Origin of the sequence: Micromonospora radicis (assembly GCF_003583405.1) — a bacterium.
In the GTDB taxonomy this organism is placed as follows: Bacteria; Actinomycetota; Actinomycetes; order Mycobacteriales; family Micromonosporaceae; genus Micromonospora; species Micromonospora radicis.
Genome location: NZ_QXEC01000005.1, coordinates 17,020 through 29,954 on the forward strand (window position 1 = coordinate 17,020; position 12,935 = coordinate 29,954).

The 12,935-nt window shown below is 73.2% G+C and carries 13 protein-coding genes; 7 read left to right on the top strand and 6 right to left on the bottom strand.

Features of this window, described 5'->3' with window-relative positions; genetic code table 11:
- Positions 1–100 precede the first annotated feature (100 nt).
- Positions 101–829: a PP2C family protein-serine/threonine phosphatase gene (locus D2L64_RS07220; RefSeq protein ID WP_119573939.1), complete on the bottom strand. Its 729-nt coding sequence runs from the start codon at positions 827–829 to the stop codon at positions 101–103.
- 222 nt (positions 830–1,051) lie between these two features.
- On the opposite strand from D2L64_RS07220, the gene D2L64_RS07225 reads away from it, so the two are divergent.
- Entirely contained in the window at positions 1,052–3,661 is a 2,610-nt protein-coding gene (locus D2L64_RS07225) for a glycoside hydrolase family 9 protein (RefSeq protein WP_119573940.1), read from the top strand.
- A gap of 291 nt (positions 3,662–3,952) precedes the next feature.
- Complete coding sequence (locus D2L64_RS07230; RefSeq protein WP_119573941.1) at positions 3,953–4,174, top strand: GNAT family N-acetyltransferase; 222 nt, start codon at positions 3,953–3,955, stop codon at positions 4,172–4,174.
- A gap of 51 nt (positions 4,175–4,225) precedes the next feature.
- Here D2L64_RS07230 and D2L64_RS07235 read toward each other — a convergent pair whose 3' ends face one another.
- From D2L64_RS07235 to D2L64_RS07245, 3 genes are all read right to left on the bottom strand, one after another.
- Positions 4,226–5,203 (bottom strand): TIGR03885 family FMN-dependent LLM class oxidoreductase, encoded by a 978-nt coding sequence (locus D2L64_RS07235; RefSeq protein WP_119573942.1) that lies wholly within the window; start codon positions 5,201–5,203, stop codon positions 4,226–4,228.
- A 117-nt stretch (positions 5,204–5,320) separates the two neighbouring features.
- The gene (locus tag D2L64_RS07240; protein ID WP_119574118.1) at positions 5,321–6,733 is read right to left on the bottom strand and encodes an NADP-dependent succinic semialdehyde dehydrogenase; all 1,413 of its coding nucleotides are present in this window, start codon (positions 6,731–6,733) and stop codon (positions 5,321–5,323) included.
- A 15-nt stretch (positions 6,734–6,748) separates the two neighbouring features.
- A complete protein-coding gene (locus D2L64_RS07245) occupies positions 6,749–7,012 on the bottom strand; it encodes a DUF6343 family protein (RefSeq protein ID WP_119574119.1) in 264 nt (87 codons plus the stop codon).
- A gap of 143 nt (positions 7,013–7,155) precedes the next feature.
- Here D2L64_RS07245 and D2L64_RS07250 point away from each other — a divergent pair, with 143 nt between their 5' ends.
- A complete protein-coding gene (locus D2L64_RS07250) occupies positions 7,156–7,797 on the top strand; it encodes an antibiotic biosynthesis monooxygenase (protein ID WP_119573943.1) in 642 nt (213 codons plus the stop codon).
- 111 nt (positions 7,798–7,908) lie between these two features.
- A complete protein-coding gene (locus D2L64_RS07255; RefSeq protein WP_119573944.1) occupies positions 7,909–8,772 on the top strand; it encodes a GDSL-type esterase/lipase family protein in 864 nt (287 codons plus the stop codon).
- Here the strand turns inward: D2L64_RS07255 and D2L64_RS07260 are convergent.
- Positions 8,760–9,602, bottom strand: a complete 843-nt coding sequence (locus D2L64_RS07260; RefSeq protein WP_119573945.1) for an EcsC family protein — start codon at positions 9,600–9,602, stop codon at positions 8,760–8,762. The two genes, D2L64_RS07255 and D2L64_RS07260, sit on opposite strands and share 13 nt — an antisense overlap.
- 189 nt (positions 9,603–9,791) lie before the next feature.
- On the opposite strand from D2L64_RS07260, the gene D2L64_RS07265 reads away from it, so the two are divergent.
- From D2L64_RS07265 to D2L64_RS07275, 3 genes are all read left to right on the top strand, one after another.
- Positions 9,792–10,706 carry a proteasome assembly chaperone family protein gene (locus tag D2L64_RS07265; protein WP_119573946.1) on the top strand — a complete coding sequence of 305 codons (915 nt, stop codon included), beginning with the start codon at positions 9,792–9,794 and terminating at the stop codon, positions 10,704–10,706.
- 70 nt (positions 10,707–10,776) lie between these two features.
- Entirely contained in the window at positions 10,777–11,574 is a 798-nt protein-coding gene (locus tag D2L64_RS07270; protein ID WP_119573947.1) for an exodeoxyribonuclease III, read from the top strand.
- Between the two features lie 88 nt (positions 11,575–11,662).
- On the top strand, positions 11,663–11,974 hold the full coding sequence (locus D2L64_RS07275; protein WP_119573948.1) for an antibiotic biosynthesis monooxygenase family protein: 312 nt from the start codon (positions 11,663–11,665) through the stop codon (positions 11,972–11,974).
- Positions 11,975–12,003: 29 nt separating this feature from the next.
- Here the strand turns inward: D2L64_RS07275 and D2L64_RS07280 are convergent, their stop codons facing one another.
- Positions 12,004–12,822, bottom strand: a complete 819-nt coding sequence (locus D2L64_RS07280; protein WP_119573949.1) for a class F sortase — start codon at positions 12,820–12,822, stop codon at positions 12,004–12,006.
- Positions 12,823–12,935: the final 113 nt, after the last annotated feature.

Genomic DNA, 12,935 nt, shown 5'->3' on the forward strand with positions numbered 1-12,935 from the left:
CTCCTGCTCGACCTCGCGGAACGGGCAGTTGGGATTCCCGGCCTTCGGCCTGGTAAGCCCACCGGGAACGGCCGGGGGGATCCGTCCGCCGGTGACCGGTTCAGTCCTCGTCGACCACGTCCGCGACGACCACGGTGACGTTGTCCGGAGCGCCGGCCCGCAGCGCCAGGTCGATCAGCCGCGCCGCGCAGGCGTCCCGGTCCACGGTCTCGGCCAGCACCTCGGCCAGCGTGTCGGCGCGTACGACGTTGGACAGCCCGTCGCTGCACAGCAGCCACCGGTCGCCGGCCCGGGGCAGCATCGTGGCGTACGTCGGCTTGACCTCGTCGCCCTGCAACGCCTGCGTGACCACCGCCCGCCGGGGGTGGCTGCCGGCCTGGTCGGGGGTGATCAGGCCCTGGTCGACGAGCAACTGCACGAAGGTGTCGTCGCGGGTGATCTGCTTGAGCACCCCCTCACGGAACAGGTACGCCCGCGAGTCACCCACGTGCGCCAGCGCCAGGCAGCTGCCGGTCCGGGCGAACAGCAGCGCGGTCAGCGTGGTGCCCATCCCCTCCCGCTGCGGATCCTGCGCGACCGCCTGGCGGATCCGGTCGGTGGCCACCAGGATGCCGTTCTGCAGCGCGGCGACCAGCGCGTCCTCGGGCGTCGCCACGTCCAGCGGGGCCATCGCGCCGATGGCGATGGCGCTGGCCAGGTCGCCCGCGGCCATGCCACCCATGCCGTCGGCGACGGCGACGAGCCAGGTGCCGGCGTGCAGCGCGTCCTGGTTGCCGCTGCGGATCAGCCCACGGTCGCTCCTCCCGGCGGAACGCAGCTTCAGGGTCATGGCACGCAGCCTGCCAGGCGAAGGGCGGGGTTGTCTCTAGGAGATCAGGACGACCGGGCGTGGCGCGGCGAATCTCACTGCCGGCGCGCCCCGAAACCCATCGGACGGGATCGATTGACAAGCGTCCGTCGTCCCTGGAAACATGCCCGATACCTGGGAGCGCTCCCAGCGACATCTCGACCCCCACCACACCTCCCGTCCCGCTCGTCGGAAGGATCCCCCGTGACGCCATCCCGACGTCGTCTCGCGGTACTCGCCGCGGCGACCGCCGTGGCGCTGGTCGGCGCGTACGCCGGCACCGCCCACGCCGACCCCCCGGCCGACGCCCCCGAACAGATCACCAACGGCGACTTCAGCGACGGCGTGTCGCCCTGGTTCTCCTACGGCACCGGCCCGCTCGGGGTGACCGACGGCCAGCTCTGCACCACCGTCGCCGGCGGCCTGGCAAACCCCTGGGACGCCGGCATCGGTCACGACGGGGTGCCGCTCGTCGCCGGCGCCGAGTACACCCTCGGCTTCGACGTGACCGCCACCCCGGGCAGCTCGGTCACCGCCGTGCTGCAACTCGGCAGCGCCCCCTACACCGGCTACTACTCGGTCGTCGCCGCCGCCACCCCCGCCCAGCAGCGCGTCGAGCGCACCTTCGTCGCGCCCGAAGACGACTCCCGCGCCCAGCTGATCTTCCAGATCGGCGGCGCCGCCCAGGACCAGACCATCTGCCTGGACAACGTCTCGCTGCGCGGCGGCAACCCGCCCGCGCCGTACGAGCCGGACACCGGCCCCGCCGTCCGCGTCAACCAGGTCGGCTACCTGCCGCACGGGCCGAAGAACGCGACGGTGGTCACCGAGGCCACCGGGGCGCTGCCCTGGCAGCTGCGCGCGGCCTCCGGCGCCGTACTGGCCAGCGGCACCACCACCCCGCGCGGCGTCGACGAGGCCTCGGCCCAGAACGTGCACTCGGTCGACTTCTCGGCGTACCGCACCCCAGGTCAGGGCCTGACGCTGGCGGTGGACGGTGAGGTCAGCCACCCGTTCGACATCTCCGGCACGCTCTACGACCAGCTCCGCTCCGACGCGTTGCAGTTCTTCTACGTCCAGCGCAGCGGCATCGCCATCGACGGCGACCTGGTCGGCGAGGAGTACGCCCGGCCGGCCGGACACCTGGGCGTCGCCCCGAACCAAGGCGACACCGACGTACCCTGCGTCGCCGACACCTGCGACTACCGGCTCGACGTGCGTGGCGGCTGGTACGACGCGGGCGACCACGGCAAGTACGTGGTCAACGGCGGCATCGCCACCTACCAGCTGCTGAGCGCCTTCGAGCGGACCAAGACCGCCGCCACCGCCGGCCTGGGCGCCGCCCTCGGCGACGGCACGCTGCGGCTGCCCGAGCGCGACAACGGCGTACCGGACATCCTCGACGAGGCCCGCTGGGAGCTGGAGTTCCTGCTGCGCATGCAGGTACCGGCCGGCAAGCCACTGGCCGGGATGGCCCACCACAAGATCCACGACCGGAACTGGACCGGGCTGCCGCTGCAACCCGAGGACGACCCGGAGCCGCGCGAGCTGCACCCGCCGTCCACCGCCGCCACGCTGAACCTGGCCGCCGTCGCCGCCCAGTGCGCCCGGCTGTTCGCCCCGTACGACGCCGCGTTCGCACAGCGCTGCGACACCGCCGCGAAGACCGCGTACGCCGCGGCCAAGGCCAACCCGGCCCGGTACGCCCCGTCGAGCGGCAACGGCGGCGGCGCGTACGACGACAACAACGTCACCGACGAGTTCTACTGGGCCGCCGCCGAGCTGTACCTGACCACCGGCCAGCCCGGCTACCTGGCCGACCTGACCGCCTCGCCGCACCACACCGGTAACGTCTTCGACCCCCGCGGCTTCGGTTGGCAGAGCGTGGCCGCGCTGGGCCGCCTCGACCTGGCGACCGTGCCCAACGGGTTGCCGGCCGCCGAGTTGGCCCGGGTCCGGGCCTCGGTGACCGCCGCCGCCGACGGCTACCTCGCCGAGTTGGGGCGGCAGGCGTACGGGCTGCCGATGCCCGGTGACGCCGGCAGCTACTTCTGGGGCGGCAACAGCAACGTGATCAACAACGCGATCGTGCTGGCCACCGCCTTCGACCTGACCGGGAAGGCGAAGTACCGCGACGGGGCGGTGCAGGCGATGGACTACATCCTCGGCCGCAACGCGCTGAACATCTCGTACGTCACCGGGTGGGGCGAGCACGCGGCGGAGAACCAGCACAGCCGGATCTTCGGCCACCAACTCGACCCGAGCATGCCGAAGCCACCGGCCGGATCGCTGGCCGGCGGTCCGAACGCCGCCCTGCAGGACCCGTTCGTGGAGCAGTTGCTCGCCGGTTGCGCGCCGATGTTCTGCTTCGTCGACGACATCGCCTCGTACTCGACCAACGAGGTGGCGATCAACTGGAACTCGGCACTTGCCTGGATCGCCTCGTTCCTGGCCGACCAGGGCGACGCCCGGGCGGTACCCGCACCGACCTGCTCGGTCACGTACACCAACTACGGCACCTGGCAGGGCGGCACCGGCTTCACCGCCCAGGTGACCCTGCGCAACACCGGCACCAGCGCGGTGAACGGCTGGACCGCCCGCTTCGCGTTCACCGGTGACGCGAAGGTACGCGAGGCGTGGATGGCGAACGTGACGCAGTCCGGTGCCACGGTGACCGCGAAGAACGAGTCGTACAACGCCCGGATCAACCCCGGCGGCACGGCGATGTTCGGCTTCAACGCCACCACCACCGGCGGGGCCAACCCCGCCCCGCACCTGATCACGGTCAACGGCGCACCCTGCGCCGCGTCCTGATCCCCGGGTGGGGCGCCGTCGGCGACCGGCGCCCCACCCGGCCCCCTGCCGTACCGCGTCCAGGTGCGGACCCAGACCAGCCGGGTTGAGGTGACATCCCGCTGCTGGGCGCTTTGCTCAGGATGGCGACCATGACCGACCCGCGCCGGATCGCCCGGGTCGAGACCTGGTCCACCGGCGACGGGCTGTGGCTTGCGCAGGCCGGCGAACGGCCGGTCGGCGCCCTGGTGGTGGGGACGGCCACCGAGTACGTGCCGCCGGCCACCGAGCCGGAGCTGTACGTCAAACCTCTTGGTCACCGACCGCTCGTACGCCGGGGCGGGGATCGGCGGCCGGCTCCTGGCGCACGCCGCCGACCTGGCCGGGGAACTCGGCGTCGGACTGCTACGAGTGGACTGCTACGCCGGCGCGCTGGTGCGCTGGTACGAACGCCAGGGCTGCACCCCACGAACCGTCTCACGGTCCGGCGCCCCCGGCCGCCCACCCTGGCCTCACCCCACCCCCTCGCGTTGATCATGAGGTTGACGGCGGCCTGAAGATCGACCACTGCCGCCAACCTCATGATCAACGCGAGGGGGTGGGGGTGCTGCGGAGCTTGGGCAGTACGCGGTCGCCGAACGCGTCGAGGAAGGGGCGCTGTTCCTGACCGACGTGGTGCAGTGCGATCTGGTCGAAGCCCAGGTCGATGTACTCCTCCAGCCAGCCCACGTGGTGGCCCAGGTCGGCGGAGATGTTGACCACCTCGGCGAGGCGGCTCATCGGCACCTCGGCGGAGACCACGTCGAAGTGCTCGGGGGTGTCCAGGTCCCAGCAGACCGGCGGGGCGAAGACGTTGCTGCGCCACTGGTCGTACGCGATCGCCTCGGCGTCGGCCTGAGCGGGCGCCCAACTCAGGTGCACCTGCAGGTGCACCGGCCCACGCCCGCCGGCCTCCCGGTAGGCGTCGATCATGCGGCGCAGGTGTTCGGTCGGGGCGTTGACGGTGATCAGACCGTCCGCCCACTCGGCGCACCAGCGGGCGGTCTCCACGCTGACCGCGGCACCGACCAGGGCCGGCGGCTGTTCCGGGCGGCTCCACAGGCGGGCCCGGTCGACCCGGACCAGACCGTCGTGGCTGACCTCCGCACCGGCGAGCAGGGCGCGGATGATCTCGACGCACTCCCGCAGCCGGGCGTTGCGGACGTCCTTGCGCGGCCAGACCTCGCCGGTGATGTGCTCGTTGGCCGCCTCGCCCGAGCCCAGCGCGGCCCAGAACCGCCCCGGGTACATCGCCGCCAGGGTGCCGATCGCCTGCGCGACGATCGCCGGGTGGTAGCGCTGCCCGGGCGCGTTGACCACGCCGAAGGGGAGTTCGGTGGCCTGCAACGCCGAGCCCAGCCAGGACCAGGCGAACCCGGAGTGGCCCTGACGCTCGCTCCACGGGGCGAAGTGGTCGGAGCACATCGCGGCGTCGAAGCCGACCTGCTCGGCATGGATCACCGACTCCAACAACGCGCGAGGGTGGATCTGCTCGTGGGAAGCGTGGAAGCCGATCGCCGTCATGTCGGGCTTCCCTACCCACCCCGGGCCGACGCTAAGCAGGGGCCCGGCCAGCGGCTGGCACCGCGTCGGCGCGCGCTACTCGGCGCGCGCTACTCGGCGGGCGCTACTCGGCGGGCGCTACTCGGCGTGCGCGCCGACGCCGGCGGTGGCCGTACCCTCGCCGATCCAGACCGTCTTGGTGTTGCAGAACTCGTGCATGCCCTGGGCCGCGAGTTCCCGGCCGTAGCCGGAGTTCCGCACCCCACCGAAGGGCAGCTCCGGATAGGACGTGGTCATGCCGTTGACGAAGACCGCACCGGCCTCCAGGTCGGTGGCGAAGCGCTCCTGCTCCCGCGGGTCGCGGGTCCAGGCGTTCGAGCCGAGTCCGTACGCGGTGCCGTTGGCCAACTCGATCGCCTCGTCGTACGACGACACCCGGTACAGCCCGGCCACCGGCCCGAACACCTCCTCGGCCCACATCCGCATGCCCGGGTCCAGGTCGGTCACCACCGTCGGCGGGTAGAACCAGCCCTCGCCGACCGGCTTCTCGCCACCGCAGAGCACGGTGGCTCCCTTGTCGACGGCGTCGCGGACCTGGGCGTCGACCTCGTCGCGGCCCCGCTCGGTGGCCAGCGGGCCCACGTCGGTGTCGTCCTGCATCGGGTCGCCGATCCGCAGCGCCGACATCCGGTGCGCGAACGCCTCGGCGAAGGCGTCGTAGACGTCGGCGTGCACGATGAAGCGCTTGGCCGCGATGCAGGACTGGCCGTTGTTCTGGCAACGTGCGGTGGTGGCCACCTCGGCGGCCAGCTCCACGTCGGCGGAGGGCATCACCACGAACGGGTCGCTGCCGCCCAGTTCCAGCACGGTCTTCTTCAGCTCCCGGCCGGCGATCTGCGCGATCGACCGGCCGGCGACCTCGCTGCCGGTGAGCGTGGCGGCCCGTACCCGGGGGTCGCCCAGGATCTTCTCGACCGCCTCGGAGCCGACCAGCAGGGTGGTGAAGGCACCCTCGGGGAAACCGGCCCGGCGGAACACGTCCTCCAGCAGCAGCGCGGTCTGCGGCACGTTGGAGGCGTGCTTGAGCAGGCCGGTGTTGCCGGCCATCAGCGCCGGCGCCGCGAAGCGCAGCACCTGCCAGAGCGGGAAGTTCCAGGGCATCACCGCGAGCACCGGCCCGATCGGCTGGTACCGGACGAAGGCCCGGGTGGCGGAGACCGCCTGGGCGTCGGCCGGCTGGTCGGCGAGGAACTCGGCGGCGTGGGTGGCGTAGAAGCGGCAGGCGGCGGCGCACTTGGTGACCTCGGCCTTGGCGGCGGCGTACGTCTTGCCCATCTCGGTGGTCATCAGCCGGGCGATCTCGTCACGCTCCGCCTCCAGCAGGTCCGCCGCCGCGTTCAGCCAGCTCCCGCGCTGGTCGATGGTGGTGCCGCGCAGCTGCTGGTACGCCAGGTCGGCCCGGTCGATCGCGCCGTCGAGCTGCTCGTCCGACATAGGCTCGTACGTCTTGAGCACCTGACCGGTAACGGGGTTGGTGGTGGCGATGGGGATCATGGCTTGCTCCCGTCACTCGAAGAGCGAATGCCGCACACCGGGTTCCTCACGGCGGCGGGCGGCACGGCGACGTTGGATGACGGCCAGGTCGACGACGGCGACCACCGCGAAGGTCATGCAGACGATGCCGAGCCAGGCCAGGTCGGCACGGAACGCCAGCACCGCGAAGACGATCATCGTGACGAGCCCGAAGCCGGCCAGCACGAGACGCAGGTTCAGTGCGCTGTACGCGTGGCCGACCGTGCCACGGGCACGCCGGGGTTGTGATCTCGTCATCACCCCCACCTACCCCGCACCATCCGCGCTAACCGTCGCCCGGAGCGCCGGTTCGCCCGGCCCGCGGTGTTTCCGTGGTGGGTTGCGTTACACCATGCCCTCGGGAACCTGCCGATCCGGCGGCCGGCGGGGAACATGGAGGCATGACCGTGAGCCACGCCGTGCCGGTGACCGTCGCCGTCGCCCGACGCGCCGACCCCGCCCGCACCGACGAGATGGTGGCGTGGATGCGGGCCGGCACGGGGCTGGCCGAGGCGTTCCCGGGGTTCCTGGGCGCCGGTTGGGTCCGCAGCGCCCCCGGCTCGGGCGAGTGGCACATGCTCTACCGCTTCGCCGATCCGGACACGCTGCGCCGCTGGGAGGAGTCGCCGCAGCGGCACTGGTGGCTCACCTCGGCGCAGGGCATCGTCGAGCACACCCGGGTCGAGCGGCGCACCGGCATCGAGGGCTGGTTCGACCCGCCCCGTACCTTCGACCCGCCCCGTACCTTCGACCCGCCCCGCACCGAGGCCGTGGAGCGGCTCGACGCGGCGCCGGCCGCCGCGCCGCCCTCTCCGCCGCGCTGGAAGCAGGCGATCACCATCTGGCTGGCGTTCTTCCCGCTCAGTCTGACCGCCACCCTGCTGACCGGGCACTTCCTGCCGGGCCTGCCGACCGCGGCCCGGGTACTGGTGATGACGCTGACCCTGACCCCGCTGATGACCTACCTGGTGCTGCCCCGGATCACCCGGGCCCTGCAGTGGTGGCTGCACGGGCAGCGGGCGCCCTGGCGCCTACCACGCTGACCGGCGACCACGGAAGCGCTCTGCCGCATCACCGACAACAGGCCCCGAGCATCACCAAGCCCGCGCGTAGAGTCACCATGCCGTCGCTCTGTGCCGTGAGGCTGGGAAGTCATGCCTGGACGCTGGACCCCTGGACGCTGGACCACCGCCGCCGTCTGCCTGCTCGCGCTGGTCGCGCTGGCCTGTGAGGCCGACGGCGAGGCGACCCCACAACCCAGCGGCACCCCCGCCGCCGGCTCACCCAAGGCGGTGGCCGCCCTCGGCGACTCCATCACCACCGGCTTCGGCTCCTGCCTCGTGCTCACCTCGTGCGAGCGCAACTCCTGGTCGACCGGCTCGGGGCTACGCGTCGACAGCCACTACCGCCGGCTGCTCGACCGCAATCCGGGGCTGCGGGACAAGGCGTACAACCATGCCCGCCCGGGAGCCCGAGCGGCGGCCCTGGCCGGACAGGCGGAGGCGGCGGTACGCGACCGGGCCGACTACGTGACGGTGCTGGTCGGCGCCAACGACGCCTGCCGGGGCAGCATCGACGCGATGACCCCGGTGGCCGAGTTCCGGACCGAGGTCGACCGGGGGCTGCGGGTGCTGCGCGAGGGCCGCCCGAAGGCCCGCGTGCTGGTCGTCAGCATCCCCGACCTGTACCGGCTCTGGGAGGTCGGCCGCGACGACCCGCGCGCGGTGCGCGCCTGGCGGCGGGGCGTCTGCCCGGCGCTGCTGGCCGAGCCGACCTCGACGGCACCGGCCGACCGGGCTCGCCGGGCGGAGTTCAAGGAGCGGATCTCCGCCTACAACGGCCAGCTCCGGGCGGCCTGCCGGGCGTACGGCTCCCGGTGCCGGTACGACGGCGGCGCGGTGCACCGGGTCCGCTTCGACCTTGATCTGGTCAACGCGCTGGACTACTTCCACCCCAACACGGCCGGCCAGTCCCGCCTGGCCGAGGTGACCTGGCGCGCCTCCGGCTACGCCGACTGACCGTCCGCCGCGGGATCGTCCGTGGCCGCGTGGCCGGCCGCCGACCGGCCGTCCGGAGCCGCGGGACCGTCCGCCTCGGTGGCGGACTCCGGCGAGCGGCGGGGCGCCGGGACGTGCGGGTTGCCGCGCTGCCGGTAGAGGGCCTGGGAGCGCTCCGCCAGGCTCCTGGTGGCCGACGAGTTCGCCCAGGTGCCGAGGACGATCGCGGCACCGGGAACGACCTTGGCGAAGACCCGCCGCGCCGCGCGTATCCCGGCCATCTGCGCGAGCCGGACGCCCAACCGCAGCATCACCCGGCCGATCGTCTCCTGCCGGCCACCGCCGAACAGCGCACCGGCCCGCTCCCGCCCGGCCGCCACCCCGAGCGCCAGCCGGGCGCTCGCCGCGACCTTGTGCACCTTCTGCAGCACCAGCAGGTCGGCGGCGCGGTCCGGATGCGTCGGGTCCACCCCGTAGGCGGCGGCGACGTGCAGCACCATCCGGGCCTGGGTCCAGGCGAGAACCCCCACGTCGATCACCGCGCCGGGCAGCCCGGCCGCGCCCGAGACGGCACCCGAGAGCCGGGCCCGGCTGACGAACCGGCGTATCGCCTGCTCGGCCAGGGCCTCGCCGGTGACCTCGGGCCGCTCGGCGCGCGCCTGCCGGGCCCACCGCGCCGCCTCCGGCCCGAGCCGGCGCACCGCCTCCAACGCGAGGTGCTCCGGCGCGTACTGCGGATCCTGGCGCATCCGGTCCCAGAGCGTGGCTGGCGGGGCCTCGGTGGCCTCGGCGGCGGGCCGGGACCCGGACGGGGCCGGGGTCACGGGCTGTCCGTCGACCGGGTCGCTCATCGGCCCTCCCTTCGGGGATGCTCATCCATGTGTACCTCGGTCCGGCAACGCCGGATCGGGCGCGGCGTCCCGGGGTACCGGGCCGCGCGGAGCGGCGCGGCAGGAATGCGCCAGGATGGCGGGTACGTTCTGGCGATCGGGGGCCGTCAACCCGGCAACCCGTTACGCGCAACCAGGGAGGCCGCACCGGTGCTCGATCCACACGAGCTCTACGAACTCACCGACGATCTGCCCGACCTCGGTCAACCGGTCCTGATCCAGGCACTCACCGGTTTCGTCGACGCCGGCAACGCCGGCCGGCTGGCCCGCGAACAGTTGCTGACCTCGCTGGATTCCCGTCCGATCGCCCGCTTCGATCTGGACCAGCTCTTCGACTACCGCTCCCGGCGCCCGGTGATGACCTTCGTGGAGGACCACTGGGAGAGCTACGACGCGCCGGAGTTGCTGCTGCACCTGCTGCACGACGACGACGAGACCCCGTTCCTGCTGCTCACCGGGCCGGAGCCGGATCTGCAGTGGGAACGGTTCACCGCCGCCGTCGCCGGGCTCGCCGCCCGGCTGGACGTACGCCTGACCGTCGGGCTGAACGCGATCCCGATGGCGGTGCCGCACACCCGGCCGACCGGGGTGACCGCGCACGCCACCCGGCGTGAGCTGATCGCCGGCTACGAGCCGTGGCTGCAACGGGTCCAGGTGCCGGGCAGCGTCGGTCACCTGCTGGAGTTCCGCCTCGGCGAGGCGGGCCGCGACGCGCTGGGCTTCGCGGCACACGTGCCGCACTACGTGGCGCAGGCCGAGTACCCGGCCGCCGCCGAGGTGCTGCTGGCGTCGGTGTCCCGCAGCACCGGGCTGCTGCTGCCGCGCGACGGGCTGCACTCGGCCGCCGAGGTGGTCCGGGTGGAGATCGACCGGCAGGTCGCGCAGAACGACGAGGCGAGCGCGCTGGTCCAGGCGCTGGAGGAGCAGTACGACGCGTACGCCCGCGGCAAGGGCGAACGGAACCTGCTCGCCGCCGAGAGCGGCCCGCTGCCCACCGCCGAGGAACTCGGCGCCGAACTGGAACGCTTCCTCGCCGAGCAGACCCGCCCGCCCGAGTCCTCCTGACACCTCGTCGCGGCCCGCCGTGCTCGTGTGGCGGCGGGCGGGACGGCGCGGGATACGGCAGGCTGGCACCATGCGCCTGGCGACCTGGAACGTCAACTCGGTGAAGGCCCGCCTGCCCCGGCTGCTCGACTGGCTGGCCGGTACCGGGCCGGACGTGGTCTGCCTGCAGGAGACCAAGTGCCCCGACGGCGCGTTCCCGGTGGCCGAGGTGGGCGAGCTGGGTTACACCGTGGCCAGCCACAGCGACGGCCGGTGGAACGGGGTGGCCATCCTGTCCCGGGTCGGGCTGGCCGACGTCACGGTCGGCTTCCCCGGTGAACCGGGCTTCCCCGAACCGGAGGCCCGCGCCATCGCGGCCACCTGCGACGGACTGCGGGTCTGGTCGGTGTACGTGCCGAACGGGCGGAGCACCGACGACCCGCACTACGCGTACAAGCTGGCCTGGCTGGCGGCGTTGCGGGAGGCGCTGGACGCCGAACTGACCGACGCCGCGGCCCTCGCGGTGTGCGGCGACTTCAACGTGGCCCCGACCGACGACGACGTATGGGATCCGGCGGTGTTCGTGACCTCCACCCACGTCACCCCGGCGGAGCGGGCGGCCCTCGCCGCGCTGCGCGACCTCGGTCTGGTCGACGTGGTACCCACCCCGATGAAGGGGCCGCACCCGTTCACCTACTGGGACTACCGGGCCGGGATGTTCCACCAGAACAAGGGCATGCGGATCGACCTGGTGTACGCCTCGGCCGAGTTCGCCCGGGGGGTCCGCTCGGCGTACGTGGACCGGGAGGCCCGCAAGGGGAAGGGTCCTTCGGATCACGCCCCGATCGTGGTCGACGCCGACCTCGTTCCCCCCGTCGAGTCCTTCTGAGCAGCGCTGCCGGAGTCTGGTACGAACGGCCCCCGCCGGGGCGTCGGCGTGCCGAGATCCGGCGGCGGCCGGGGATTAGGGTGGGATCATGGCAGTCGTGAAGATCAACGCGATCGACGTCCCGCCCGGGGCCGGCGAGGAGTTGGAGAAGCGGTTCGCGGCCCGGGCCCGCGCGGTGGAGAACTCGCCGGGCTTCCTCGGCTTCGAGCTGCTGCGCCCGGTGGCCGGCGAGAACCGCTACTTCGTCTACACCCGTTGGGAGAGCGAGCAGGCGTATCAGGACTGGGCCGCCGGCCCCGCCCGCGCCGCGCACGCCGGTTCGCCCGGCGCCGAGAACCGCCCGCCGGTCGCCTCCGGCGCCACCCTGCTCGAGTTCGAGGTCGTCCAGCAGGTCCCCTGATCCGGGCCGCAACCGCGGGACCGAGCCGGTCAGGCGGGCCGGGTGGTGGTGAGGGTGGCGAAGGCGATCACGTTGTCGGCGTAGCCCGTCCGACCGCCGACCCACTCACCACCGCAGGTGATCAGGCGCAGGCTCGGCGGGCCCTCGTGACCGTAGACGCGGTCGGCGGGCAACTGGTCCTTGGGGAAGTGTTCGACGGACTCCACCGTGAACACCGCCACCGACCCGTCCTCCCGGGTCACCTCGGCGGTGTCCCCGACCCGGAGCTTGCGCAGGTCGTAGAAGACCGACGGTCCGCTCTTGGTGTCGACGTGTCCGACGATGACGGCGGGACCGGGGTCGCCCGGCACCGGCCCCCGGTCGTACCAGCCGGTCTCCTGGTGCCGGCTCAGCGACGGTACGGCGATCGAGCCGTCCGGCGCGTCGCCCACCGGCTTGACCGGGGCGGTGATGTCGACCGACGGCACGGTGATGCTGACCGGCCGGGGGGTGTTCCGCGCGGCGGTCGTGCCACGATTCGGCTGCCCCTCGCCACCGGCGGCGGTGGCCCACTCCAGCGGATCACCGACGCTGCGCCCGAGCCCGGCGCCGGTGGCGAAGACACCGAGCAGCACCAGTACCACGGCCAGCGGCAGCGACCACGGCCTACGGCCGGAGCTGTCCGGCTGGCGGGCCCGCCCGGCGGACCCGGGCGCGGTGCCGGTCGGGCCGGGCGAAGCGGGCGGGCTGACCACGCCGCGTGCGGGATGGTCGTCGGCCGGGACGGCCGCCGGCGGCACGAAGAGATCGGGATCGGTGGCGAGATCCGCCGGTCGACGCGGCACACCGGCGGCGGGCGGGATGAACATCTCCGGTCGGGGACCGGGGCGCGGTGGGCTGCCGGCGGGGCGGGACGTCCGCCCGGAACCGCCGGGCCACGGTGCACGGCCGTGCTGGCCGGAGCCGCCGGGGCGCGGCGTGC